Annotated in this window: 26 protein-coding genes; 8 read left to right on the plus strand and 18 right to left on the minus strand. The window is 50.9% G+C overall.

What is annotated here, in order from left to right:
• Positions 1 to 53: 53 nt before the first annotated feature.
• A complete protein-coding gene (locus tag HWI92_RS08750) occupies positions 54 to 2291 on the minus strand; it encodes a M1 family aminopeptidase (RefSeq protein WP_204662817.1) in 2238 nt (745 codons plus the stop codon).
• A gap of 303 nt (positions 2292 to 2594) precedes the next feature.
• On the opposite strand from HWI92_RS08750, the gene HWI92_RS08755 reads away from it, so the two are divergent.
• Positions 2595 to 2969, plus strand: a complete 375-nt coding sequence (locus HWI92_RS08755; RefSeq protein WP_204662819.1) for a hypothetical protein — start codon at positions 2595 to 2597, stop codon at positions 2967 to 2969.
• Here HWI92_RS08755 and HWI92_RS08760 read toward each other — a convergent pair.
• Entirely contained in the window at positions 2948 to 3142 is a 195-nt protein-coding gene (locus tag HWI92_RS08760) for a hypothetical protein (RefSeq protein WP_204662821.1), read from the minus strand. The genes HWI92_RS08755 and HWI92_RS08760 overlap by 22 nt on opposite strands.
• A 180-nt stretch (positions 3143 to 3322) precedes the next feature.
• Here HWI92_RS08760 and HWI92_RS08765 point away from each other — a divergent pair, with 180 nt between their 5' ends.
• From HWI92_RS08765 to HWI92_RS08785, 5 genes are all read left to right on the plus strand, one after another.
• Positions 3323 to 4666 carry a WG repeat-containing protein gene (locus tag HWI92_RS08765; protein ID WP_204662823.1) on the plus strand — a complete coding sequence of 448 codons (1344 nt, stop codon included), beginning with the start codon at positions 3323 to 3325 and terminating at the stop codon, positions 4664 to 4666.
• Between the two features lie 213 nt (positions 4667 to 4879).
• Positions 4880 to 5224, plus strand: a complete 345-nt coding sequence (locus tag HWI92_RS08770; RefSeq protein WP_204662825.1) for a hypothetical protein — start codon at positions 4880 to 4882, stop codon at positions 5222 to 5224.
• Positions 5225 to 5316: 92 nt separating this feature from the next.
• Complete coding sequence (locus tag HWI92_RS08775; protein WP_204662827.1) at positions 5317 to 5583, plus strand: hypothetical protein; 267 nt, start codon at positions 5317 to 5319, stop codon at positions 5581 to 5583.
• A gap of 253 nt (positions 5584 to 5836) precedes the next feature.
• Positions 5837 to 7927 carry an outer membrane protein assembly factor BamB family protein gene (locus tag HWI92_RS08780; RefSeq protein WP_229249172.1) on the plus strand — a complete coding sequence of 697 codons (2091 nt, stop codon included), beginning with the start codon at positions 5837 to 5839 and terminating at the stop codon, positions 7925 to 7927.
• Positions 7928 to 8052: 125 nt separating this feature from the next.
• Entirely contained in the window at positions 8053 to 8436 is a 384-nt protein-coding gene (locus tag HWI92_RS08785; protein ID WP_229249174.1) for a winged helix-turn-helix transcriptional regulator, read from the plus strand.
• Here HWI92_RS08785 and HWI92_RS08790 read toward each other — a convergent pair whose 3' ends face one another.
• From HWI92_RS08790 to HWI92_RS08820, 7 genes are all read right to left on the minus strand, one after another.
• Positions 8437 to 9696 carry an ankyrin repeat domain-containing protein gene (locus tag HWI92_RS08790; RefSeq protein ID WP_204662832.1) on the minus strand — a complete coding sequence of 420 codons (1260 nt, stop codon included), beginning with the start codon at positions 9694 to 9696 and terminating at the stop codon, positions 8437 to 8439.
• Between the two features lie 150 nt (positions 9697 to 9846).
• Positions 9847 to 11478 (minus strand): alpha-amylase family protein, encoded by a 1632-nt coding sequence (locus HWI92_RS08795; protein ID WP_204662834.1) that lies wholly within the window; start codon positions 11476 to 11478, stop codon positions 9847 to 9849.
• Positions 11479 to 11575: 97 nt separating this feature from the next.
• Positions 11576 to 12016, minus strand: coding sequence for a carboxymuconolactone decarboxylase family protein (locus HWI92_RS08800; protein ID WP_204662836.1), 441 nt, complete (start codon positions 12014 to 12016; stop codon positions 11576 to 11578).
• Between the two features lie 115 nt (positions 12017 to 12131).
• Positions 12132 to 12704 (minus strand): Crp/Fnr family transcriptional regulator, encoded by a 573-nt coding sequence (locus HWI92_RS08805; RefSeq protein WP_204662838.1) that lies wholly within the window; start codon positions 12702 to 12704, stop codon positions 12132 to 12134.
• A 17-nt stretch (positions 12705 to 12721) separates the two neighbouring features.
• A complete protein-coding gene (locus HWI92_RS08810; protein WP_204662840.1) occupies positions 12722 to 13861 on the minus strand; it encodes an acyltransferase family protein in 1140 nt (379 codons plus the stop codon).
• Positions 13862 to 14035: 174 nt separating this feature from the next.
• The gene (locus tag HWI92_RS08815; protein ID WP_204662842.1) at positions 14036 to 17008 is read right to left on the minus strand and encodes a glycosyltransferase family 117 protein; all 2973 of its coding nucleotides are present in this window, start codon (positions 17006 to 17008) and stop codon (positions 14036 to 14038) included.
• 416 nt (positions 17009 to 17424) lie between these two features.
• Positions 17425 to 17634, minus strand: coding sequence for a hypothetical protein (locus tag HWI92_RS08820; RefSeq protein WP_204662844.1), 210 nt, complete (start codon positions 17632 to 17634; stop codon positions 17425 to 17427).
• 537 nt (positions 17635 to 18171) lie between these two features.
• Between HWI92_RS08820 and HWI92_RS08825 the strand changes: the two genes are divergently transcribed.
• Complete coding sequence (locus HWI92_RS08825) at positions 18172 to 18363, plus strand: hypothetical protein (RefSeq protein ID WP_204662847.1); 192 nt, start codon at positions 18172 to 18174, stop codon at positions 18361 to 18363.
• A 20-nt stretch (positions 18364 to 18383) separates the two neighbouring features.
• Here HWI92_RS08825 and HWI92_RS08830 read toward each other — a convergent pair whose 3' ends face one another.
• Both HWI92_RS08830 and HWI92_RS08835 read right to left on the minus strand, forming a co-directional pair.
• Positions 18384 to 19214 carry an OmpA family protein gene (locus tag HWI92_RS08830; protein WP_229249183.1) on the minus strand — a complete coding sequence of 277 codons (831 nt, stop codon included), beginning with the start codon at positions 19212 to 19214 and terminating at the stop codon, positions 18384 to 18386.
• A gap of 13 nt (positions 19215 to 19227) precedes the next feature.
• On the minus strand, positions 19228 to 20550 hold the full coding sequence (locus HWI92_RS08835; protein WP_229249373.1) for a mandelate racemase/muconate lactonizing enzyme family protein: 1323 nt from the start codon (positions 20548 to 20550) through the stop codon (positions 19228 to 19230).
• A gap of 198 nt (positions 20551 to 20748) precedes the next feature.
• On the opposite strand from HWI92_RS08835, the gene HWI92_RS08840 reads away from it, so the two are divergent.
• Positions 20749 to 21906 carry an alpha/beta hydrolase gene (locus HWI92_RS08840; RefSeq protein ID WP_229249185.1) on the plus strand — a complete coding sequence of 386 codons (1158 nt, stop codon included), beginning with the start codon at positions 20749 to 20751 and terminating at the stop codon, positions 21904 to 21906.
• A 68-nt stretch (positions 21907 to 21974) separates the two neighbouring features.
• Here the strand turns inward: HWI92_RS08840 and HWI92_RS08845 are convergent, their stop codons facing one another.
• The 7 genes from HWI92_RS08845 to HWI92_RS08875 form a co-directional block, all read right to left on the minus strand.
• A complete protein-coding gene (locus tag HWI92_RS08845; protein WP_204662855.1) occupies positions 21975 to 22433 on the minus strand; it encodes an NUDIX hydrolase in 459 nt (152 codons plus the stop codon).
• A gap of 11 nt (positions 22434 to 22444) precedes the next feature.
• Positions 22445 to 22852: a DoxX family protein gene (locus HWI92_RS08850; RefSeq protein ID WP_204662860.1), complete on the minus strand. Its 408-nt coding sequence runs from the start codon at positions 22850 to 22852 to the stop codon at positions 22445 to 22447.
• A gap of 121 nt (positions 22853 to 22973) precedes the next feature.
• The gene (locus HWI92_RS08855; RefSeq protein ID WP_204662862.1) at positions 22974 to 23912 is read right to left on the minus strand and encodes an aldo/keto reductase; all 939 of its coding nucleotides are present in this window, start codon (positions 23910 to 23912) and stop codon (positions 22974 to 22976) included.
• 106 nt (positions 23913 to 24018) lie between these two features.
• Complete coding sequence (locus HWI92_RS08860) at positions 24019 to 24444, minus strand: hypothetical protein (protein ID WP_204662864.1); 426 nt, start codon at positions 24442 to 24444, stop codon at positions 24019 to 24021.
• A 71-nt stretch (positions 24445 to 24515) separates the two neighbouring features.
• Positions 24516 to 24659, minus strand: coding sequence for a hypothetical protein (locus tag HWI92_RS08865; protein WP_204662866.1), 144 nt, complete (start codon positions 24657 to 24659; stop codon positions 24516 to 24518).
• A gap of 170 nt (positions 24660 to 24829) precedes the next feature.
• Positions 24830 to 25306: a hypothetical protein gene (locus tag HWI92_RS08870; RefSeq protein WP_204662868.1), complete on the minus strand. Its 477-nt coding sequence runs from the start codon at positions 25304 to 25306 to the stop codon at positions 24830 to 24832.
• A gap of 116 nt (positions 25307 to 25422) precedes the next feature.
• A complete protein-coding gene (locus HWI92_RS08875) occupies positions 25423 to 26388 on the minus strand; it encodes a threonine ammonia-lyase (protein WP_204662871.1) in 966 nt (321 codons plus the stop codon).
• Positions 26389 to 26427: the final 39 nt, after the last annotated feature.

Consider the following 26427-nt stretch of genomic DNA (forward strand, 5'->3'; position numbering starts at 1 on the left):
GCGATTGTGCCGGTTTAATCTCTGAACCTCAGATGCATAAAAACCACGCCATCCTACTCTTTGGCAAACCGGAACGTGCCGGCATCTTCTCCGTGGCTGCCCGTGAGGTGGAGCAGGTAAATACCGGGCTTCAGGCCGTCTGTTTTTATTTCGACCTGATCTTTCCAAATCACTTCCTGTGCGCGCTGCATAACTCCTTTTCCATCAAGAATCCGCATCCTGAAATTGCCCTGTCCCTTCGGCAAACCTTTAACAAAAAGCGTGTTTTTTACAGGATTCGGGAAAACTGAAATGGCACTCACCCGGGGCACGCAGCCTGCGTGCATACGCGAATGATAGACTTTCCCATCCTTATCGGTTTCTTTAACTCGATAGTACCTGTCACCATCGCCCGCACGTGCATCGTCATAAGTATAGAACTGCTGTCCAGAGCCGGCGGCCTCCAATGCCGCCAATGAAGTCCATGCAAGCCCGTCGTTACTGACTTGCACTTCAAAAATGCCAGTATTTGCTTTGTTTTCCGTTTTCCAGGTCAGGTGTGCATTTCCATTCAAGCATTGGACCTCAAAACTGCTGAATACCAGGGGCAACGATTCCGACATTTTGGTTACGGTGTTATTAGCACTCAGGAGCCACACTTCCGGATCAAAAACAACCTCATCCGCCACAAAACCCAGCACCTGCTTGAACAGCTGCCCGCTCGCCGTATGGTCGAGTACTACCAGCTTTTGCTCGCCTGATACCGTGTTGCGGAACAGCAGCGGCACCGGCAGCCGGAAAAACCCTACGCTGGGATGGGACGTGGTTTGGCTCAGGCGTATTTCCACCGCATTACCTGCCGGATACCACTCCACCTGGTACGACGGGTAGCCCTGGCCATTAAACCATTGATCAAAAAAGTAATCAAGATCCCTCCCCGAGGCCAATTCGAGGTGTGCCTGCAGATCGCTGGTGGCAGCATAACCATAAGCCAGCGCGGGATCATTCAGGTATTGCGTCAACCCGTTGTAAAATGCATTATCACCCAAAATCCAGCGAAGCATATACAGCAGGTAGGAGCCTTTGAAGTAGCTTAGGCGGTTGCTGAAGATCCGCGAAGTGCTGGTTACATCATCCACCCGCACCGATCCGCCGGGCAGTGCAGTGATCTGGTTGACGCGTGCCTGACGATTGGCTGCGGCATCAGCAGGGTATTTGTTTTCATGGTAAATACTTGCCATATAAGTTGCAAAACCCTCATGAAGCCACACATCCTCCCAACTCCTGCATGTTACTTTATTGCCAAACCACTGATGCGCCAGCTCATGGGTGACCAGGCCCTCGCTCATATTATTCATAAAAGAACAGGTCTGATGCTCCATCCCGCCATTCCAGCCAAACTGTACATGGCCGTACTTTTCATTTTTGAACGGATAATCCCCGATCAGCCCGCCGTAAAAAGTCATGGCATCCAGCGCATCCTGTACACCCGCCGTAAATGCCGGCTCGCTTTCGGGATAGTAGAATGTTTGTACCGGCACGCTCATGCCTCCAACATCCACAAGGCTGGCAGTAATCCGGTAGTTGGTCACGGCCATGCACACGAGGTAGCTGGCGATTGGGTAGCGGTGCTGCCAGTGGGTGATGAGCTCGCCGCCGCCTGCCGGCAGTTCGGAGCGGAGCATACCATTGCTGACCGCCTTGTAAGCAGCCGGGTGAGTAATAAAAACATCGACAGAGTCGGCCTTATCGTCCAGGTCGTTTTTGCACGGCCACCAGTCGCGGCTGCCAAATGGCTCGCTCAGCGTCCAGAGTACAGGCATTGGCGACGGAGCCGCTCCGTGCTGAGCAGTCACAAACGATCCGAGGCCTGCCGCTGGCGGTATACCTTCATATACAATGCGGACAGAATCAGTACTGCCGGCCGGCAATGTACCGGGAAAGTCGATCTGTAATGCCTGAGCGCTGTGTGTAAATGCGAGCGCCATACCATCGTGCGAAACGGAGTTAACGGTCAGCTCGTTCGCCAGGTCAAGCGTGATGGAGCTGGCAGGTGTTTTCATGGTAAAGTAAACGGTAACCGCTCCCGAAATGTAACGGATAGCAGGATCAACCTTCCACTCACACCGGTAATAGGTTACATCAAAATTGTCGGAAGCCGCAGTGCGCAGAGCCCGGTGCATACTTTCTGCGCGGGCTTCATAGCTTTTTTGCTCCTGCGCAGCGATATCTTCCTGCAACATACCGGAAGAATCCTGTGCATGCGCACCCAGGAAATGAAAGAGAAGGAGCAGCAGTATAAATAGTCTCATCAGCGAAGCAGTTTAGTCTGAGGAAGTTATTCAAACTTTCTTCAAACTTCCACGCCTCACAGCCAGCTTCTGCGTGAAAGATGGACTGTAATTTTCCGGGTACGTTTTGATCGTACCAAGGTCTAGTATGATCTATTTTACGGCAATTTTGTTTGCCGCGGACCTGTTTTTCCTCGTTTGCAGATCAGTGCAATTTTTATTGCGCATTAATACTACATCAAAGAAATTTATCATTTACATTCGTGAAGGCAATACTCCCTGACTTGATCTGTAATGGAATACCCTTTTAACAGCATCAACACTATGGAAATTGGATCCATTAAAGCGGTACACATTTATGTACATGACGAACACTTTGTCACCGCCGAACTCGAACTGAACATCAAGGGTGTAAATTACGCGTTCGGCGGCGAGCGGGTTTTCAGGAGTGGCTATCACGGTGGGGATCGCTGTGATGCGCCCTACCTGGGCAGATTTTTATTCCGGTGTATGCAGGTTTGCAAGGCTGATAGCTGGGACCTGCTGAAGAATCAGAAAGTACTCGCCCACACCGAAGACGGGCAGGTAGTTGCCATTGCAGATGTTTCAGGAAACAACTGGTTCAATCCGCGGTTGGAATTTGAATTGATGGACCAGGAAAAACACGGGTTGACCGGTCAGCCGAGCGTAACCAGGTAATCGCCCTCGGCCCCGCCGTCTTTGATCGCAAATTCAAGCTCTTCCTTTTTATTTACCCTGAGGTAATTCTCTACCGCAAGTGTCGCATCATTTTCAGACTCAGCACCTTTAATGTGCAGTGTAACACCGGCTTCTACCTTTCCGTTTGGATCCTGATTATCTACTTGTGGCATGGTATGATATGTTTTAGTTTCCCCTGTATCAGTCAAAATTGTGCCAGCAGGAAGCACAAATGCCTTTTTTCAACAAACCTTAACGGAAGAATATCTGTACAAAACTTACGGAACACGGTGTAGTTGGTTATATTCGTTGATCCTGAAATGTCAACGTTGTTCCTAAACCTGTCTCCGAGCATGCGCCGGAAAGCCCGTAACTACCTTAGCTGCAAGCTTCTCTTCCTTATTTTAATCCATGTGGCCAATGCTATGCCTCCTCAGTCCGGCGGTAAGCCGTGGCTGGCAGCGTACAATGAATCCCAGGAATATGACGGCATTTATGTAGTTAAGAAAGTGGATGTTCCCTGCCGGTCTTACCAGACTTACCTGGTTGATGGCGCCGGGCGCAAGCTGACTCCCGCCTACCGCGACATCGGGCCCTTTGCCGACGGACTTGCCGAGTTTGTTCCCCAGGAACCGGATGCAGCCGGACGGGGAATGCATGGCTTTATTAACCGGAAAGGAGAAGTCGTCATTCCGCCCAAATACGTGGCTACCGACCGTTTTTACAAAGGAAAAACCTGGGTGATTTATGTCAAAGGCAAACAATACGGGATATCCTACCTCGATACGTCCGGAAAAATCATACACGAAGTTCCCGTTGAACAATATCCTGACGATTTCCTGATTACCAAGGCGAATGTTGATCACGTGTGCAGCCACGATTGCCGCGAGGATGTGATCTGGTGGAGGGATGGCGATCTTTTCCTGCTCAACTGGAATTTCAGCAGGTATAATGAGAAAGAAATTCAGGGTTCCAAGGGCATTTACCACTTCAACTACAAAGGAAAATACGGGATCATTGATAAGCATATGATCCTGCGGGTGCCGGTGGCACTGGATGGCATTGATCCTACATACAAGTACTCCGGTCAGGGCATGGAGCGTGTGCAGTACGGTAACAAATTCGGTTACGTAAGTCCGTACACCGGCGACCTGATCGTTCCTTTTCAGTTTGAAGAAACGCGCAAGCCTACGAATGGGTTATTTTGGGTAAAAAAGAATGGAAAGTGGGGTTGTATAGACAAAACGGGCAAGGTAAGGATCAACTTCCTGTATGACGAAGCTACGGGCTTTACCGCCGAGGACCGCTCCGCGGTAGCCATCAATGGTAAGTTCGGGCACATTGATAAGTCAGGAAAAATCCGCACACCGCTGAAATATGACTTTGCCTCCTACTACAACAATGGCGTATCGATGGTGCGAGTTGATGATAAATACGGCTACATCGATACTACCGGGCATTTTGTAACCGGGGTAATCTACGATGAGGCGCTGCCTTTTGACCAAAAAACCACAACCGCAGAACGTTCGTGGCTGCGGTTCAGGCTGTCACTGGACGGAAGCGAGCAATTTGCCGGATTTTCTTACAAGCTTAATGCAGTGCTGATCCTTATCGGTCTGCTGGTTTTTGTCAGGCTGAACAGTTTTCTGTTCAGGTACTTTCAGCGCTTCCGGAATGCACGTTCTCCGCGCAGGTAGCGGATCACCGGATACCAAAAAAGGCAGCCCAGAGGCTGCCTTTTCTATTATATGCTTACCAGAAATTACTTCTTGTTGGGAGGTAAAGTCGGGCTGCTTGTCGATGTACCCGGGGTCAAAGTTCCACCTGAGGTAGTATTTGGTTGACCAGTTGTCGAACCTGCGCTGTTTGGTACAGTCGGCTGAGCTCCTGTTCCGGTATTTGGGGTTGTAGTGCTCGATGGCGTTGTCGTTCCATTGTTGTCATTCATCGGGCTGCTTGGCTGGGTTGTGCTTCCCGGCAGTGTTGACGAACGGTTCATGCCTGGCTCTGTTGCCGGACGTGTTGTTGACTCTGGAAGCGTATTCGATGGCGTGGTAGTCGACGAGTTCGGCGTCATGGTCGAAGGCGAGGTACGTGGTGTGGTACCTGGCTGGCTTGCACCCGGCAATGTGGATGGCTGTACTGTACTTCCCGGTACGGTAGACGGCTGTGTAGTACTACGTTGTGTGCCCGCAGGCTGTGTAGTAGCACCTGGCGCGGTACTGGACGGCGAAGAAGCAGGCGTAGATGTCTGAGCAAAAGCAGCACCTGCACCGAACAATGTCAGCGCTAATGCCATGATGTTCATTTTTAAGGTTTTCATAACAATTATTCTTTAGTTGTTGATTTGAATTTTCTCACTTATGCAGAGTGTTTCTTAAACAACCGTGCCAACACTGCATCAGCTGGCGTGATGCAAATTGATTTTTGTTTCGAATCGCCTCCTGCGCCAGGCTTTAATGCCTCGTTTTTTCATGAAAAAAAAATGCGTCGTTTTCTGCTGGGATTGAATATGGAAAAGTCTCTGGAAAACTTAATCAGCAAGCGTCGGCAAGGCAGATCAGCAAAGCGAGTGCTGTGGAAAACACCCGCATTTCACTGGCTCCACATCTAATACCAATACCAGATTACAAAAAGAGATCTACCAGATCCAACCACATCAAACAGAAGCTCCCAGCCATCGATTGGGCAAAAAGATAAGGTAGTAAAACGCGGATGTCAGCGGCTTTTTTGTTCTGACTCTTCTTTGTTTAAAGCTTGCTTCACCTTCGCCGGAAATGTTTCCTATGCCCCAGCTACAATACTTTCAAAAGCTTTTTCTCAAAAAAAATACATTGGTAATACTTGCAGCGGCGGCTTTCACCGGCATGGTTGCGAATCAATTGCGTGATGAAGACGGACGGACGTGGAGCATTTACAAGGCCGATGCGCATAGTACCAGTTCCTCCCCGCTCAGCCAGATCAATGTTTCCAATGTACAAAGCCTGAAACCTGCGTGGGCTTTTTCCATCAACGATATGAAGTCGGGTGCGAGGCCTGGAAGCAGTGAATGTAACCCGATCATTGTGGATGGTGTCATGTATGCTACTTCTGCCAAACATTGGGTGTACGCGGTCAATGCAGCTACGGGCAAGCAGCTTTGGGCCTTCGATCCATTTGACGGGGCCGAGGGCGGCGGTGTAAGCCGGGGCGTTACTTACTGGGAAAGCGGCACCGACAGGCGTATCCTGGTTACCGGTGGTGATAACCTGTTTGCCCTGGATGCAGCAACAGGCAGGCCGGTCCCGGAGTTTGGGAAAAATGGGCGTGTAAGCATGAACATAGGATTGCGCGATGATCCCGCCACGATTTCAGTAATCCCCACCTCGCCCGGAATTGTGTACAAAGATCTGGTGATCATGGGAGCGGAAGTATCTGAACTATATGGCGCACAGCCGGGCTACATCCGGGCTTATAACTGCCGCACAGGCAAGCTGGTGTGGACGTTCCATACCATTCCCCTGCCCGGCGAGCCTGGTTACGAAACCTGGCCGGAGGGTGCATACAAATATGCCGGAGGTGCCAATGACTGGGCCGGAATGAGCGTGGATGCAGCCCGTGGCATGGTGTTCCTGGCGACGGGCTCCCCTACTTACGACTACTATGGCGCCGACCGGAAGGGACAGAATCTGTTTGGCAACAGTGTGGTAGCACTGGATGCTGCTACGGGACATTATAAATGGCACTTTCAAACAGTGCACCACGACCTCTGGGACTATGACTTGCCCGCGCCTCCCAACCTGGTGACTGTGGAGCGGGAAGGCAAAAAAGTAGATGCCGTAGCCCAGGTAACCAAGCATGGGTTCATCTTTGTTTTTGACAGGGAAACTGGCAAGCCTTTGTTCCCGATCGAGGAGCGGAAAGTTCCGGCGTCGCATATTCCGGGGGAAGAAGCCTGGCCTACACAACCTTTTCCCCTTGCTCCCAAGCCCTTTGCACGTCAGTACATGTCTGAAAAAGACCTGACACACTTTACAGATGCGGGTCATGATACGCTCGTGAAACGCTACCGCTCCCTCCGCTATGAAGGGTTGTTTACACCTCCCGACCTCAAAGGCACACTCATGCTGCCGGGTTCACGCGGCGGAGCGGAATGGGGCGGCGCAGCTTACGATCCGGCAAGCGGCATGCTCTTCGTCCGGTCCAATGAATCGCCTGAAATAGAGTCCATGAAAAAGGTGGATGCAGATGAGGAAGCCGGGAATATGTCGGTATGGCAGCAAGGAAAATCGTTGTATATGACCTACTGCGTGGCTTGTCATGGCAAAGACAAAAACGGGGATGAACCTACCTATCCTTCACTCATCGGGCTGCGCAGCCGTATGACGCGGGAAGCAGCTTTGGACAAGATCAGGAAAGGCGGCGGGAAAATGCCTGCATTTGCCAGTGTGGTCAAAGGGAAGGAAAAGGCGATCATGGCATTTTTGTTTGAAAGGGAGCAGCAAAGCAGCAGCGCTGTAACCAAGTTCGAAAACGGCAGGACGCGTGAGGGAGCAGCCAAATACCTGAACCTCACAGCCTATGGCTACTTCCGGGACCACGAAGGGAACCCTGCCCTTACGCCGCCCTGGGGAAGACTCAGTGCCATAAACCTCACGACGGGCGACTATGCCTGGCAGATACCACTGGGAAATGATGAGAAAAGGCAGCTGAAAGGCGCAGACGAAACCGGCCAGGAAGGCTCGGCCGGGCCAATGGTCACGGCAGGCGGTCTCCTTTTCATTTCGGGGACCAATGACCGCCAGCTGCGAGCATTTGACAAAAAAACGGGAAAACTGCTCTGGAAAACAACTTTGCCGGCTGTCGCCAATGCTACGGCCTGCACCTATATGGCTGGCAACAAACAGTACGTGGCCGTATCGGTGGGCGGTACCAAGGAGAATCCCTCGGGTTCAATCATGGCATTTGCCCTCCCGTAGCTGCTGCGTCCATCCGGGGGTTGATGATTAACATGCTGCCAGCTGTAAGCTGCCTGTTTTAAAACACAATTAAAATGCTAACTTTACTTTCCTATTTATAGTAGTATTATAAAAGTTAGTGATAAATGAGCATATTTAACAACAACTCTCAGCGAAAGCCTTCTATGGCAGAATGTAATGCGCGCCTGAATGCGGTCGGAGATGCGCTTTATGTCATAGGCGGAAAATGGATGCTCCGGATCATTATTGCACTCTCGGAAGGCAACAGGCGCTTCAACGACATCCAGCGTGCCGTGCCCGGCATTTCGCCCCGGGTGCTTTCCAATGAACTCAAAAATATGGAACTGAATGGGTTTGTGAGGCGCAATGTGTACACAGACATCCCGGTCGTGATTGAATACGAACTCACAGCGTACAGCGCTACGCTCGACAATGTACTTACTTCCTTGATGGATTGGGGCCAGATGCACCGCGAACGTATCCGGCACGAAGCCCTGGCCCATTCCTGATCAGCCATGACATTGCTGCAGAATAGACGAAACCTTCTCATCCAGCGGAGGTCTGAGATCAGTCAGCAGCCACCAGATATGGAGACGGGCATTGGCGTTCAGCAACATATGGATGATCGCCAGGTGTTCATCCTTTAAGCCATTGTGGCTGGTGGCCCAGAGTGTCTGGTCCAGCACGGTCCCTCCCACTTCATTGTGCGCTTCCAGCGGGGCTTTGTGCCTGAGCAGCAAACGAACCAGCTCGCTGTGGCCACAGGTGGCAGCCCAATGCAAGGCTGTCCAGCCCCGGTGGTCTTTGGAAGCAATACCAACTCCTTTCTGTATCAGCAGGTCCACCACCCCGATGCGGTTGTTCATTGCAGCCCATACAAATGCCAGTGCGGCATTTGCCTCCGCAGTATTATCCACAGTAAGCCAGATTGCCTGCACGCACTGCATGCCATGATCCAGGTTTTTATTTTTATCAAAGTAGGAATCCACGGCATCTATATACCCGAGCCCTGCCGCAGTGACTATATTGACCGCGCGCGCCCCTCTGGCAGCCAGGATTTCGGCCGTATTCGGATACCCCGATGACAAGGCAAGCAACAGCGGTGAACCATCCTGCCGGATTCCCTCAATGGCAGCACCATAGTCCAGCAGCAAGGTCGTAAGTTCGCCCTGCACACCCGCTCTTCCGTGATGTGCACTTGACACGAGGAGTTCCAGCGGCGTGCCCGGCCCGTTTCCGTAAGCGTGTAACATGGCATCCGGCTCGGAGCCCATTTCAAGAAGCATCCTGCCGATTTCCCCTGCATTGGGCGGCACAAGCTGCCGGAACTCCTCCACGCCATTTGCCGTGATGTAGTGCAGCAAAGTAGCATGATGAGCCCTGCCCGACCGGGCTTTTACAATGCGCGGGGCAGCCGCCAGTACTTTTCTGAGCGTACTGGTATCACCTTTCACAATCGCATCGGCACCGCGCTCAAACAGGCTTGTGACACTAGCCGGGTCGCCTAGTGCGTGTAAATGGTTGTCGAAATGCTGCCAGTCTTCAAAACCGTGTTCCCTGGCCAGGATCAGCCTTGCATCGTGCATGTCGAAATTAGCACCAGCCTTGCCGAGGTTTTTCAGCTGGGTCGGATTGGGATGGTATTTCTGAATATAGAGGATGGTCTCTCCGTCAGCGGAGCGGCAAGCTTCCAGGAGCTGCCGCGCCAGCTCGTGGTAGAATGCGGGGGTGGGCTCTTCCACGAGTGGAAGTGCGGTGGTTGTGTTCATGATGGTATAATTTGTGGATGGGCATAGGGATTTATTTTAAATTAAAACTTCACCGGAAGCAATCCTCTTTGTCTGCTTCCGGCAATGGAATAAGATACAAAAAATGTGTGAAATCGAGTATCGCAAAGTACCTGCATTGCGGCCTCTGCCCTACTCCGTATCAACTCCCCGGAACCACCGGTATCCATAAGCTTCCAGTGTAATGGTATGCTGGTTGTCCGTGTTCACCTCGCTCTGGATGTTGTTCATCAGGTCGGTGAGCTTTACGGCTTTGGCGTGCTCTTTGGCAACTACCAGTTCAAGCGCTTTTTCGCTGAAATTATGCCATATCAGCAAACGCTTGTTTTTATAACTGTAACGCATACCCAGCACTTCCTTAAGGCCCGTATCAAGGATTTCCCAGGTGCCGTAACCGATCTCCGGACACTCCTTCCGAAGCCGGATCAGTGAAGTCATCCAGTTGAGCAGCGAGCCGGGCTCCCTGCGCTGATTTTCAACATTGACATGCACGTAGGCATAATAACCATCTTCCACAACCGGATTAATCAGCTTTTCAGCTTTTGAAAAACCTGCATTTTTTTCGGCCGACCATTGCATAGGTGTCCTGATGGAGCCTCTTTCGGGCAGGCTCAGGTCGTCGCCCATCCCGATTTCATCGCCATAGCGGATCACGGGCGTGCCTGGAAGTGAAAACATCAGGCTGTATGCAAGCTCGGTTTGCTGCCGGCTGCCGAGCATGGGCGAAAGCCTGCGGCGGATACCCCGGTCATACAGCTGCATTTCCTTCTCGGGACCAAACCGCGCAAATACCTTCTGCCGGTCTTCGTCCGAGAGCCTGCCCAGGTCGAGCTCATCATGGTTTCTGAGAAAATGCGCCCACTGACTCGTGGGAGCAATTTCCCGGGTTGCTTCTAGCGCACTGATCAGCGCCGTGGTATCTGCCGTGGCGAGTGCCAGGAATGCATTCTGGTTTACAAAAAAATTGAACATCAGATGGATGCCGTCACCATCCTCGCCAAAAAACTGTTTGCTTTCGTCGGGCAGTACATTCGCCTCACCGAGCAGCACGGCATCCCCCTTCCGCCACTGCAGAAAACGGCGCATTTCTTTCAGATATTCAAAATGCAGGGGTTGTTCCTTTCCGTCCTGCCGGGCCGATTCGAGAATGAACGGTACCGCATCTACGCGAAAGCCGGCAATGCCCAGTTCGAGCCAGTAGCCCATGATCTTGGCAATTTCTTCCCTTACCTCAGGATTGTCGGTGTTTAAGTCGGGCTGGAATTCGTAGAAGCGGTGAAAATAATACGCACCCGTTTTCTTATCCTGCGTCCAGGTCGCTTTCTGAACACCCGGGAATACCATTCCCTTGTTCCAGTTCGCAGGCCGCTTATCGGACCAGATGTACCAGCTGCGTTTGGGGTTCTCCTTCGACGACCGTGATTCTTCAAACCACCGGTGCTCGTCTGAAGTGTGATTTACGACAAGATCAATGATCACCTTAATGCCCAGCTTACGCGCCTTATGCATAAAATCGACGAAGTCGCCGCTGGATCCATGCCGCGGATCAACGCCATAGAAGTCACTGATATCATAACCGTTGTCACGGTTGGGTGTCGGCTGGAAGGGTGCGAGCCAGATGGTATCCAGCCCAAGCGCATGCAGGTAGTCGAGCCTGTCACATAAACCCAGGAAATCTCCGGTACCGTCATTGTTCCCATCCATGAATGTTTCCAGATCAAGGCTGTAAATAACGGCGTTCTTGTACCAAAGGTCTTCCATCATAATTTTACGGTATGTTAAGGTTAGATTACCATACCGTTAAAAAACCAATGCCATAGACCGGCGGCCTATGGCATTGTCAATGAAGGAAGATTCCGGATCAGCTTCCCGGCTGCTGCAATGTACTGATGGCAATGCGGTTCCAGGCATTGATGGTCACGATGGCCATGATGATCTGCGCCAGATAAACTTCTCCGAAAGTACTTTCCGCTTGTTGGTACAAAGCACTGTCAATGCCTTTGTTATGGATTAATGTAACGGCTTCGGTGAGAGCCAGAATTAGTTTTTCTTCCTCGGTAAATACATTGACTTCCTTCCAAGCATTCAGCAAAACAATCCGCTCCGGCTTCTCCCCTGCCTTCACGGCGTCTTTGTAATGCATATCGAGGCAGTAAGCGCAGCCATTTACCTGGGATGCCCGCAGTTTGATGAGCTCTTTATGCGTTTTGCTCAGCACGCCGGTCTGCAGGTAGCCTTCCAGTCCTAACATTGCTTTAAATGCCTGTGGTTGAAGCGCCTGCATGTTAAATCGAGTTTCCATCTTTTTTGTTTTTGTATGTTTTTGAAAATCAGAACAGGACTATAAACTGCCTGTACGTCGTTCACACGAACAATACAAAAGTGACCATTGCGGGACCAAAAAAACTTAAACTGGTTTAAGAACGCTTTTTACGTAATTCGCTCAGGTACTCGGGGGTAAACCCCAGGAAAGAAGCCAGCAGGTACTGGGGGATGCGCTGGGTAAATTGCGGATAACTGCTTGCAAAGCGGCGGTACATTTCCTCTCTGGACAAATCGTGCTGGTATTTCAGCCGCACCTGCGAGGCACCGTAAGCACGCTGATAAATCAGTCGGAAATACCTTTCCAGCTGCGGGAAGCGCGCGAGCAGCAGTTCGTGCCGGGCAGCACTGATTGCCAGCAGCTCAGATTTCTCCAATGCCTGGATCGTAAACTCGGAACATTGCTGCGTGGGAAAAGCTGAAAAATCGGTCAGCCACCAGCCTTCAATGGCAAACTGGATTGTTTGTTCGGCCCCGCGCTCGCTGAGGTGAAAAAGCCTGATACATCCCTCTGCGACGAAGTACAGATCCGGGCTTGTTTCGCCGGCCCTCGCCAAAATGTATTTCTTACGGGCTGTCACGGGTTCAAAAAACGAAAGTATCTCCGCTTCTTCTTCGGGAGCCAGCTCCACCATGCGGCGTATATGGTCGATCAGTGGGTGCGGCATAGGCTGTTTTTCGGTATTCAGGAAAGATTTATGGCAGACTTATCCTGCGAGGCCGGGGAAGGCTCAATGCTCCGGCCGGCATTGAACCTGTCTTTGAACCTGAGAAAATACGACTCAAAATAATGGTAGCTCAATACGCTGAATACAAGTACAAAGCCCAGAAATGGCAGCAGATACCAGCGCGACAAGCCATAACGTGCTTCATAATACTGAAAAAATACCTTATAAAATATCCAGTGATAAATGTAAATCCCATAGGAGTACTTACCCAGAAACCGCAGGGCTAATGTTGAAAATACCGCATTGACAAACCTGCCGGTCTTTCCCGTATCAAATACCATGGCGATAATACCCGCAAAACAAAGCGCAAGAAGTGTGTAGCCGCCGCGTACGAAATAGACGTTCCGGAAGTGGAGGTAACCCGTGGAGCATGCGATCCAGAGTATGATCACCGAAGCCACCGCAAACACCGGCAGCACGAGCCGGTTGAGCACCTGCGAACGGGTGCGGATCAGGATGGCAAGCATACCGCCGATTGCCAGGGCATCCACCCGTGCCAGTGTAAAAACATAACTGAAATCGCTATCGGCATGCGCATTCCGGATGCCAAGACTTGTGCAAACCAGCAATGCACAAGCCAGAAGTAACTGACCGTTGCTGAGAGAATATACCACAAATGGCCACACCAGGTAAAACTGCTCTTCCACAGCCAGCGACCAGAAATGATTCATGATGTCGGTCACTCCCCAGCCGTTGTAGGCGAAATACAGATTCTGCGTAAAAGTGAAAAAGTACCCGGCACTTTGGAGATGCGCAGGATTGAAAGCGGGATGATGTCGGGTAACTGCCGGAATTTGCAGCAGTCCGAAGAAGATGATAATGGTAAGATAGTAGAGCGGGAAAATGCGGAGTGCCCGCTTTGCAAAAAAATTTCCGAAGTAATTTTCCTGTCCCCTGGTATCAGTCAGAATGCCGGTAATGAGAAAGCCCGAAAGGACAAAAAACAGGTCGACGCCTATCCAGCCGAAATCAGTCAGACTTCTGAAAGGTTCGGGAAGGGTGTTTTCAAAACAGTGAAAGATAACCACCAGCACCACAGCAGCTCCCCGGATACCATCCAGGGAACTGTTATGTCCTCTCTTGTAAATTATATGCATGTAACACGTTTACCGCGAAATCGAATTGTTTCGAAAAGAAGATTATCAATTTTTAGCAGGAATTACCGGTAGATAATTGAAATCAACCGTTAATGTCCGCCAATCAAAAATAGATAACCCTTACTTCGTTTCAAAACGGAGCGGTTCCTGAGTTACTCCCGAGCTTGCATCTTGTCAGGGAACTTCCTTAGTATACAGGTTGAATGCCAGCAAATGCTTGCGGAACATGTCCTCATATTGTTTGCCGGCAGCCTTCTGTCCTGCACCATAGCATTCCCTGGCAAGTGTCTGCAGAATGTAGAGATCTTTGCTGACGTTGCGATTGCCGCCATTTTCATGTACCCAGCTCAGGTTTTCGTCTGCACGCAGGGCCATCGTCCGTGCGGAGTCGAGCGCCTTTTTATTTTCGCCCACATCAAAAAACATCCCCACAAACCCTGCCGAGAACTGGTCATAGGGAATGGTGTCATCGGGCATGACGCGCATGGCTTTATCGAGCACATTGCGGGCCTTGTCCATTTGTTTTTCTGCGATCAGCTGGCCTGCAAGCCGCAAAAATGAGATTCGTGCCGTTGCCACCGGCGAGCCGAGGTATGTGTCATCATAGTATGTTTTTGCATTGTTCATGTCGCGCCAGAAGGTCTTATGCATCATGTTGTCGTACATAATGTCCGAGTTCACGTATCCGTCTTCGGCTCCCTCCACCTTCACGGGCAGCAGGCGGTATGCATAACCTTCGAGCTGCATATACTCCTTCAAGCCCAGGTGATGCGACGAACCCATGGTTGATGAGAAGTAAATCGGGCGCTTCCAGTTATTGCTTGCGATGATGTCCAGCATGACCAGGTCCGATTTAAAAAGATCCTTATTGCCGATGTTCCAGCTCATAGAATCGGTCAGGAACGGCTCGAAATCCTTTTTTACAATGTGCATTCTGCGTACCGCGGCTGTATCGACGGGCAGGAACATCGTGGATGACGGCAGTATGGACGTTGTTTCGCCATTGCTCAGCGGTACCCTGATCGCCTTGTTGTTCTGCCGGACGAGATCAAGGTATTCGTTGAGGTTAACTCCTTTCCTGACGGACGCTACTTCGTAAAAAGGGATGTAGTCATTTTGCCCATTGATATAATTACCCGTATCCAGGGAAAGCGGCAGCGCATCCGAATCATTGATTTTGCGCCTGAGCTGCTCAATGTACCAGTCGATCCCGATGAAGGTCTGCACACAAACACGCACATCCTTCCTGAACCCTTCGACTTCCTGCACGTACCAGAGTGGAAAAGTATCATTGTCGCCACCCGTAAACAGGATTGCATGGGGTGCGCAGGAGTTGAGCAGGTTGCGCGCAAAATCGACCGAGTGGTAGCGGTTGCTCCTGTCGTGATTGTCCCACCCTCTGATCCCCATCCATGCAGGTACCGCCAGGCCCAATGCAGCCACGATGCCCGTACGGATGTTCTGATCGCGTACGATCCTTTGCGCCGCATGGCTCATGGCCATGATCCCGAGTCCGATCCAGATGCAGAAAATGTAAAACGAACCCACATAGATGTAATCCCGCTCACGCGGCTCCACAGGGGGCGAATTCAGGTAAAAGGCCAGCGCAATGCCTGTGAGCACAAACAGCAGGACGAGCACGAGCAGGTCTTTTTTTCTTTTTGTATACATAAAAACGGCCCCTGCAATGCCCAGTAAAAGGGGCAGCATAAAGAGGTTGTCATGCGCGCGGTTGGACTGTATGGATGATGGGAATGTGCGGAATGCATCCCACGGGAGCAGCACTCCCGCACCTTCCCGGTCACTTTCACGCCCCACAAAGTTCCAGAGGAAGTAGCGCCAGTACATGTGCCCCAGCTGGTGCGAGAACAGGTAAGTCAGGTTATGCCGCATCGTGGGCGTTTGTCCTTCGCGGAGGCCGGTGATCTGCCGGTACAGTTCGGGATGCCCCGGCTGGGAGCTGTACAGCCGCGGCAGCAGCATATGGCTGCCCGGCTCATACTCGTACTCGGGCCGACGGTCCGTAACAACATACCTGCCGTCCCGGCGCGTATACACGGGCGTACCCTGCCGGCTAGCCGTAAGGCGGGAGGTAAATTGTGGTCCGTACAGCAACGGACGGCTTTCATACTGCTCACGTTTGAGGTAAGAAACAAACCGCAGCACATCGCTTGGATTATTTTCATTGATAGGCGGATTGTAGCCGGAACGCACCAGGACCATGAGGTACGAGCCGTAACCCGTCAATACAAATGCCAGCGAGAGCAGTGCCGTATTGAGGATTACTTTCTGTTTTTTATGCGAATAAATGATAGCCGATGTAAGTGCTGCGAAAAAGAGGACCGAGAAGAAAATTACACCGGAATTATAGGGCAAACCCAAACTGTTTACGAAAAACACTTCAAAGCTGCCCGCCAGGCCCGGCAAACCGGGAATGATGCCGGCATTGATCATCGCCAGAATCAGCAATCCTGTCACAAATGCCGCGAATCCGCCAAAGACAGTAGGCTTCGGAAATTTCCTGAAATAATAAACCAGCGACAAGGCAGGGATCGTAACGAGGTTGAGCAGGTGCACGCCAATGGAAAGTCCCACCAGGTAGGCAATGAGGATCAGCCAGCGGTTGGCCTGTGCGGGATCGTTTATGCGCTCCCATCTGAACACAGCCCAGATCACGATTGCCGTGAAAAACGAAGACATGGCGTACACTTCTGCCTCGCCGGCCGAAAACCAGAAGGAGTCGGACCATGCATAGGCAAGCGCGCCCGCAGCACCGCAGCCGATCACCAGCATGGACTGTGCTTTGCTCCAACTATTTTGGGGTTTGTCAACGAGCTTGCCCGCCAGCATCGTAATGGTCCAGAACAGGAAGAGCACCGTGAATGCGCTGCTCAGCACAGAGAGCATATTGACCCAGTAAGCAACCTTTGTAACGTCGCCCAGCGCGAGAAGTGAAAAGAGCCTGCCGATCAGCAGAAAAAAAGGAGCGCCAGGCGGATGAGGCACCTGCAATTTGAATGCACAGGCAATGAATTCGCCGCAGTCCCAGAAGCTGGCGGTGCGCTCCATGGTGGTGACGTAGGTTGTAAACGCAACCGCAAACACGCCCCAGCCCGCAAAGGTGTTCCACTTGTTAAACTGTACCATGCCGTGATGTAGTGTTGGAGAAGTTAAAGAACCTGGCCGATCCCCGGAATCAGGCGGACCGGCCAGGTCAAAACTATCCATACTGCATTGAACAGCAGGTACTAAGGATCTTAAAAAACGTTAATGCAAACAGGCAGAAAGCCGGTTTTAACTTTCTTTAACACGGAAACCCAGGCGGGAGCAGGAACTATGCCCGGCGCGTAAATGCAGCCGGGGCTAATAGGGTCATTTGGGTAAGCCAGCTTACTGGCGAACACCGGTGGATGGTAGCGGTAATAAATTATTCAGGACTGCAAACCGGCTGTTCAGGCCTACCGGCTGCTTATTGTTAGGTCACGGATGGAAGAAAATCAGGACATCCGCATTGGGTACTTACTTTTCAAAGACAGGAAGGGGTACGCTGGCATTGGTTACGCTTAGCTCTTTTTGAGCACTTTGCTTAATTTCTTCTGTGATTTTTTTACTTCACCCGGCACAAAGTCACCACTGATCCACCTCACAAAATTCTTTGATTGTACCTGATACACCTGCGCAGACAGCGGTTTCAACTCTGATCTTTCGATCTCTGAAAGGTAGTCTGCGAGCAACCTGTTGATTTCTTCCAAATACTTGATTTGAGTTTTCATTTAGGAGTTCGGAGCTTAAATATTTGAAATTAATTCTAACGCACTAACTAGAATTCTAATAACTATTGTTACAAGTATACTTTAACATATAAAGCTAGTCCATGTTTTTGTGGTAAGACGGGCAAATTGCTGGGTGTAACTGACTGCAAACGGGTCAGCTGAGATGGTATAGGTAGTTCAGAAAAGCGCTAGACCTAGTTTGAAGAAACCTGTCCCACTAGCACTACCAGCCCAAAAAAGCTCGATTTGGGCCTGTTTTGCGCTTGTAACCATTCATATACGCGCTACAAACCTCACCCGGAATCGCCCCTTTCGCACTCGGATACAACCCACATCCGTCAGGCTACGCCAACCTTTCCGCCCCGGTACAGTTGCTGTTTTTCACAGTTCAGGCAGCAAGTGGAACAGTTCGCCCAGGCTTCGCTGCCCTGACAGGCACACTGGTATTACCTTGCATCCTGTTGAAGCACTCAGCGCCGGAACCAACCCATGCACGGTGTCCGTCATCCGTATTATCAACGAAAAAATCTGTTAGCTATGATAAAGAAGTATGCGATTTATGCCGGCATCAGTGCATTGCTGATGCTGGCCGCCTGCTCGCCTCATCCCGAGACTCCGGCCAGGCCCGGTGTGGCCGAAGGTGATACCACCGGAAAGCTGCCTGTCCGGTATGTTTACGACGAATTTGCGCATAAGCTGGTGCATGTGCAGGTATGCAACCAGATCTGAGTGCGCATGCGAACCCATTTTTACAGGATTACAAATTCCACCCGGCGGTTCTTCTTTTTGTTTTCTTCGGAATCGTTGGGCGCCATGGGGTCACGCGGGCCACGGCCGGCAACTTTAAGCCTTTTTCCCTGGATTCCCTTTCCGGTCAGGTAAGCTATTACCGCCTCGCACCGGTTTTTCGACAATCGTACATTGGCATTGAAGTCGCCGGTATTATCCGTATAGCCACGGATTTCTATGCGCATTCCGGGATGTTCTTTCAGGAGATCTGCAAGGCGGTTAAGTTCTTCAAACGACTCGGGGCGAAGGTCCGGACTGCTCTGATTGAAATAAATATGATTGAGCCGCACAGCTTCTCCTTTTTTGATTTCGCTGAAGTTCCGGGTTGTGGGTGCACTCCTAATGTCCTGAGTGGGTTTGGCGCGGCTGCCATCCTGCACAAGGCGATCAGGTATCAAGAAAAGGTCAACGCTGGTCCTGCCGTCCCGCAGCGATTGACCGGCATCAAATGTAAACTGGGCCATTTCGAAATCACCTGCAACTGCATTGACCAGGTACACCTTACCCGAATCAAGCCGTACGCGGGCTTTTCCCGGCCCGGACTGTAACGGTAAGAAGTCTTTTCTCCCCTCCTGCACAATCGTAATCCGGGCATTGCGGATCGGGGCTTTGGTTTGTACAGATAAAATATTGAAATCAAAGTCACGGGCATGCGGGATGGGATCTGCCTGCACCTGGCTTGTACCCTGAGCGAGGCTTGCAGCATGCCCGGCAACCAGGAGAACGCCAAGCAGTACTGCCTGCCGAAGCTTACTGAAATGTTCCCTAAGTTCTGAAACCAACATGCTCATAAGTCCTGCCTCGTCATGCAAAAAGATTTTCGTAGTGCCTGGATCCCACCAAAATACCGCCACTTTCGGCATAAAAGGTATCATCCGTAAGGTATACACCATTTTGGGTCTTCGTCCAGGTTGCTGAGGCTCTTGGGTGGTAGGTCATGAGGCGGTCCCAGTTTTTGTAATACTGATGTCCATTGGTCTCCTGCAAGCCAACGTTCATACCGGGAAAAGGTTGCAGACGTGCGGCCACATTTTTGTTCCAGTCTACCAGGACAGGATTTACGGTCAGGTCGGCGCAAAAGCAGGGTACTTTCTTTTCGTAGGCAAGCTGCGTAATCTTCATGGTCATACTGAGGGTTTTGGCGATCGCTTTTACCGCAATAGCGGAGTAGCCCAGCTCCATGCGGTGAGCGGCATCTTCCACGGTATGCGCGCTTTCGTCAGCGGCTACCCGCACGCCCAGGTCACCCACATAAGCCTCATTACTTTCCTCAAAGGGTTCCTCTATGACGGCAATCTGGTCGAATGCGCCGATTTTCATGGCATGGTCCAGAAACCGCAGCAGGGTTTCCTTCTTCTCATACCGGCCGTTCGCATCAAAATAGTATGGGATTTTACCGGTAGCGGTATGAGGTGTTTCAAAATGCCCGACTGCCTTGTGCACTGCAGTGAGAAATGCCATGTCTTTCTCAATCATTTCCTGCTGCGTGCCTGGTGCGCCGGTTTTTAGCTTCATGATAAAATAACCTTCCTCTGCCGCCTGCCTGATGCGCTCAGCCGTGGTCCCCACACTGAACGAAGGAATGCTCGCAACCTTGCTATGCCGGTAGGACAATCCGGGCCGGTAAGCCTCCGGGATCATTTCATTGAAAGTCCGGATGTTATTCTCCGCTGCAAAAAGCTGCCACACTGCATTGTCAACACACACGAGCGCATTGAGGGCGAAGGTTTTCCGGAGGTCGGGATTGCCGGTGATCTTTTTTCCATAGGACAGTACTTCCGGCAGCAGGTCATCGAGCAATCGCACCGGATCGGTGAAGGTTGTGCCTTTGACAAGCTGCAGAGCGTGCTCACTCATGGCGTACATCAATGCATTGCCGGCACTTTCGGAATGGGCTGCAAAAACGCTGGCGTCCGACCATAATACACCCTGGGTACCCAATCCTACTTTCCGCAAGCCACTGTCTGATTCGAGCATGGCTGCAGTTTGCCAGCTGTCGGTAATCGCGCTGCCTTTGAAGCGGTAGGGATGCAGGGGCTCGCGCTCGAAATTGGAACTTACCTGCGTGATACTGATCTTTTTCATGGATATTGTTTTTGCCGAGCTACCGTTCCACACTGCTGGCATTGCCGCCGTCAACAGCGCTGCGTCGCGCAGAAAAGCCCGCCTGGAAATGGATAGTGGCATAGGATTAGGTAGGTTGGTTTACATACAAAGACGCCATTTCCTATTTATAACCTCCCGGCAACCTCAAACATGCTTCCATTGATCCGTACAGAACATCCCTGCGTAAGTATTTCCGTATTCATCAACTTAACGAAAACCATGTACACCCGAAAAACGAACTTCAACCGCTCTGTGATAGCAGGCTTATTTGCAGCGCCTGCCATGATCGCACTGCTCACACTGTCGTCCTGCGGATCCTCTTCCAGCAATGGCTCCAACAAAGATTCGCTCACTGCAGATTCGGATACAACTTCCACACTGAAAGACATAAAGCCCGCGGGTGAAGCCCCGGCCTGGGCACCCGACATGAAGCCACAAATGCAGGCTGTCATCGAAAAACTGGCCAGCTACAAAGATGCGCCTATTCCGGGTCTGACAGCCATGGAAGCCCGTAAGAACCATACGCCTACCGACGCGGTAAAAGACCTCGCAAAGGAAAATCAGGTTCCCATGCCCGCACCAATGGTCGATACTGTCGGCAGGAACATTCCCGTAAAAGGTGACAGTATTCATGCGCGTATTTACACGCCAACAACAGGAACTGCTCCTTTTCCCGTGATCGTGTACTACCATGGAGGTGGATTTGTGATCGCGGATCTGGATGTGTATGATGCGTCAGCTAAAGGTCTGGCCGAGCAGACGGGCGCAATTGTCGTGTCGGTAGCTTACCGGCTTGCACCTGAGCACAAGTTCCCGACAGCCCATGACGATGCATATGCGGCTTATGCGTGGGTTGTCAAAAATGCGATTGCGCTGAAAGGTGACCCGAAAAGGATCGCGGTCGCCGGCGAAAGTGCCGGGGGGAATCTGGCTGCCAATGTAAGCATGATGGCACGCGATAAAAAGGAAACACTGCCGGTGCACCAACTGCTGGTGTACCCGGTGGCAGGCTCGGACATGAATACTGAATCGTACAGGAAGTATGCGGCAGCCAAGCCGCTGGACAAGCCGATGATGGAATGGTTTGTAAAAAATTACCTGAAAAATATGGGTGAAGCGAAAGATCCGCGTATCAATCTCGTAGGTGCGAATCTGAAAGGTCTGCCGCCTACCACCATTGTACTTGCTGAGATCGACCCGCTTGAAAAAGACGGTGAAATACTGGGTGAAAAACTGAAAGCGGCGGGTGTAAAAGTGAATTCAAAAACTTATTCGGGAGTAACCCATGAGTTTTTTGGCATGTCGCTGGTGGTACCGGAATCCAAAGATGCGCTGGCATTTGCAGCTGACGAACTGAAGAATGCCTTCAAAAAGTAAGTACCGGAAAAGCGAAGTCGTAGTAACCCTGGTATGGAATCATACCAGGGTTTATTTTTTACAAAAAATCATACAACAAGCGCCACCAGCCTGTCGATCAATTCGGCTTGCTTTTCATTGATCCTGGTCTTTGCCTCTGCTACTGAAAACCAGACCGCTTTGTCTACTTCCGGGTATGTCTCCACTTTGCCGGACTTCGGCGGCCAGGCAAGCTCAAAGGTATTGCTGACGATGGCATCTGCATCCAGGTCACCTTCCACCGCCCATGCCTGGATCACCTTTCCGCCTTTTTGCCTGATCGTACCCAGTGGCAGGAACGTACCCGTCACCGGAGAGCCGATTTCTTCTTCAAACTCACGCTGTGCTGCGGCCAATGCTTCTTCGCTGTCGTCATACTCACCTTTCGGGATTGTCCAGCTACCCAGGTCTTTTTTCACAAAAAAAGGTCCTCCCGGATGCACCAGAAGGACTTCCAATTCATTATTTGTCTTTCTATACAAAAGAATTCCTGCACTTTGCCGCGGCATCGCTTTTTGTTTTAATGCTTTTTAAAAGGAATCAACTCCCGCAATCCTGCATCGCGCAGGTACAATCCCGCCCACACCAGTATGCCCAAAACCAGCGCAAAATACAAAGACTGGCCAGCCATGATCATTACGGCGATCGCTCCCCCCAAATAACCGGTTATCAGAATTGCACCCAATATGGACGTTCTGGGAATGATATAGAGGATTGTACTGATCAGCAATGCAATGCCAATACCCTGTACAGCATCGGCAGGCCAGCCCAGCGCAACCGAACCTTCCATGGAATGCGACTCTTTAATTACCTTCATCACAGCGTCAAAAAGCAGAAAAAGGGCGCATAAGCCACTAATAACCCGGCCTGCAATCACACTTTTTGTCGCTTTCATTTTGGGTTCTGAATACATCATTGTCGTTTCCATAGAATAACCGGTTAGCTGTTTAGGTATAAACTGATGATTCAAAATTACGGCTGTTTTGAATCAGTGACAGCGGGTAAATACGGCAATGAAAGGGGGCAAATGCGACATTTATCCAATGCCGCTAAACCGTCTGAATAAAGTCTGCCATTTTCTTCAACCCTGCACTGTCCGGGAGTGTACCGGTTCCTGCTTCCAGATTATCGGTAAGGTGCTTCACGTCGGAAGTTCCCGGGATGACGCAGGTTACAGCCGGATTGCCAATGATGTATTTGAGGAAAAATTGCGCCCAGCTTTTGATACCGTAATCCGCTGCCCAGCCCGGCAGCTCTTTCCCTTTTACCGCCCTGAAAAGAGCACCCTGCTCAAAAGGTTCATTGATAAGGACAGCTACCTTGCGCTCGGCAGCAGCGTGCAGGAGACTTCTCTCGGCATTCCGCGAGCGTAAGGAGTAGTTAAACTGGACAAAATCAATCTGTTCCGACCGGATAATTTGTTCAAGCCGGGAATGGGCTGAATCGGTGTAATGTGTAATTCCGATGTAGCGAACCTTGCCTTGTTCCTTCCAGTCTTTTAGTGTCTTGAGATGTGTCTGCCAATCCTGAAGGTTGTGTACCTGGATGAGGTCGAGCTTCGTCCTGCCCATTTTGCGCATGGAGTCGTTCATCTGGTCAATGCCTGCCTGCTTCCCGGTAGTCCATACCTTGGTAGCAAAAAAGAAGTCATTGTTGATGCCCAAGTCCCGGGTCAGATCGCCGATCACCTGCTCGGCCCGGCCGTACATGGGAGATGAATCGATGACTTTGCCGCCCAATGCTTTCATTTTCACCAGTACATCTTTGAGCCCGGACGCCTCGGTACCCGAAGGGGCCACATCAAACTGCTGCCAGGATCCCAGGCCCACCACAGGCAGCTTTTCACCGGTTGAAGGAATAGCTCTCTGTATCATTGGTTTGTCGGGATGATGGGTTTGTGCCAGAAGCAATGCGGGTGAAAACACGGCGGCTCCTCCGGCCACTCCCATGGTTTTCAAAACATCTCTTCTGGAAAAAATATGCCTCATGATCTGGTAACAGGATTTATAACAAGGTTGTCTGCCAAGTTACAAATAAAAAAGAAGCCGGATCAACGACCCGGCTTCTCACTTGTGACTCAGATTTAGTTTGGTCTTAGAGTTTTTCTATGGCCAGCTGTACCTTATAGTCGTCCAGGCGGGGTGACTGCGATGTCTCGGGATAAGGAAGAACGCTGCTTACTTTCAGCAGGTACTTCTGAGCACCGAGTACAAACGTCTGGCTGTCAGTCTTCGCATCCCCTTTGAAGTTAACCACCACCTCCGCTTCGTTACTGCCTTCCGACACGTCGAAAAGCAACTTTGCATCTCCTGCCTGAATGCAGACCACATTTTTGGGACAGCGACTGTCTGAAACATCTTTCAGATCTACTTTAAGGTCGGCACCCGGCACTGCAACTGCCGTCCGCGTCCGGTAAGGCACGCTGGTAGTCTGGTACTCGGCTTGTTGCACAACCTGATCCTCTTTTTCACAGGCTATGGCACAAATGGCCATTGCGGCGAGTAATACTATTTTTTTCATGCTAATGTGAATGTTAAATACAGCTTATAGAAACTGCCTTCCTGCAAAAGGTTGTAACATTCCAATATTTTTTATGTTTCGCTGCGCGTGCCACGGTACCATTCCACAAACTTGCGCCGGAAGGCAAGGCCCAGCGCAAGTACAAGCGGCAGGAGCAGTAAAGAGAGCAGCAGAACTCCGTAAAAAGCCGAAAAATGAGCAGTATCCGATTTCATAGGTGGAGGTGGATTAATGAACGATCTGGCGGAAATTAAACATCGGGCATTACCACCACCAATCCGATGAGCTGCCGGCAGAAATGAAAAAACGTCCGGTTCATGACCATAAAAAAACGCCGGGACTTGCCCGGCGTTCCGCTGTTTCAGTATTTGTAAAAGTCTCTACCCTACTTTTTCTTGAATTCAAGATACTCCTCGGTGGAGGCATTACTTGCCGTATTGGTCAGTTTAAGGGTAATGTTGATTTGCGGGATACCGCTGCCGTTCACGATCTTGGTAGCGACACCTTCCACCTTTTGCCTGAGCAGCACACCATTGTCCTGCTCTACATCCACGGTTTCATTAATGGTAAATGTATCTGCAGTGGACGGTACGACGTTCACCAGGGTATATTTCTGATTGAGGGTCAGGACGGTGCCCGCCGCAGTTACCTTTACTACTTTGGTGTAAACAATGCCAAGCTGATTTTTGACAAGCGGAGTCACCACCCAGTCGTGGTTGATGGTTGTCGGGCCGTCTATGGTGGTTGTCCAGTAGTTTCCTGTAAACTCCGGCGCAAAATCGAACTCGGGGGTAACCGCCTCATCGTCATGCTTGCAAGCGCCCATAAAAATAACCAGACAAAAGAAAATCAACTTTTTCATACTACTGCGTTCGTGTAATTGTTTGATGATATTGATGAATGTGTTCACAATAACGGTAACGTAACGTGAACCGCATAACATTAAGTGAAAATGATGATGCAAACTTTTTCTACTTGCTAAACCTCCTTGCCAAAAGGCAGCCGCGCAAGGTCAACATTCCCTCCGGACAAGATAATCCCCACATTTTTTCCCGTGAATGCCTCCCTGTTTTTTAGCAATGCAGCCAGTGCTACGGCGCCCGAAGGTTCGACCACAAGCTTCATCCGCTCCCACAGATACTGCATGGCGGCAATGATCTCCGTATCGGAAACAGTAAAAATATCAGCTACATGCTCCCGGATCAAAGGCAGGGTTTTGTCACCGAGATAGGTCAACAGGCCATCCGCAATGGTTTTTACGTAGGGAGCCCTTTCTATTTTACCCGAACGAAATGAAAGCACGGCATCGGCAGCGCCCTCGGGTTCCCCTGCGTAAACCCGGGTTCCGGGTGAAAAGTAATGTGCGCTAAGGCCCGTACCGCTCAGGAGCCCGCCCCCTCCTACCGGTGCAAAAATGGCATCCAGCCGTACGCCTGCATCGCTGATCAGCTCCGCAGCAGCCGTCGCTTGTCCCGCAATTACTTCGTAGTTGTTGAAAGGGTGTATGAATGTGGCGCCGGTACGGGCGATTACTTCCTGCACATTCCGCTCACGCTCCTCCGGTGTATTCATGCAGAAAATAATTTCCGCTCCATAATCCTTTACTGCGCTGATCTTTACCTGAGGCGAGTTCTCGGGCATCACAATGTAGGCTTTGGCACCAACCTTTGCCGCGGCAAATGCAATGGCCTGGGCGTGGTTGCCCGACGAATGCGTGGTTACCCCATTCCTCAACTGTTCCTTCGTCAGCGAGAGAATGGCATTGAGCCCGCCCCGTGCTTTGAACGCGCCGATTTTCTGCAGGTTTTCGGGCTTGAAGTACAGGTTTGTACCGGACAGGTTGTTCAGGAATGCAGAAGTAAGCACCGGGGTACGATGAATGTACGGTGCAATGAGCATGTGAGCAGCTTCGATCGTCTGCCGGGTCGGTACATTTTGTAACATGGCCTCGTGTTGGTTCACGGAAAATAACTAAAAACTGTG

Source organism: Dyadobacter sandarakinus, from assembly GCF_016894445.1.
Classification (GTDB): domain Bacteria; phylum Bacteroidota; class Bacteroidia; order Cytophagales; family Spirosomataceae; genus Dyadobacter; species Dyadobacter sandarakinus.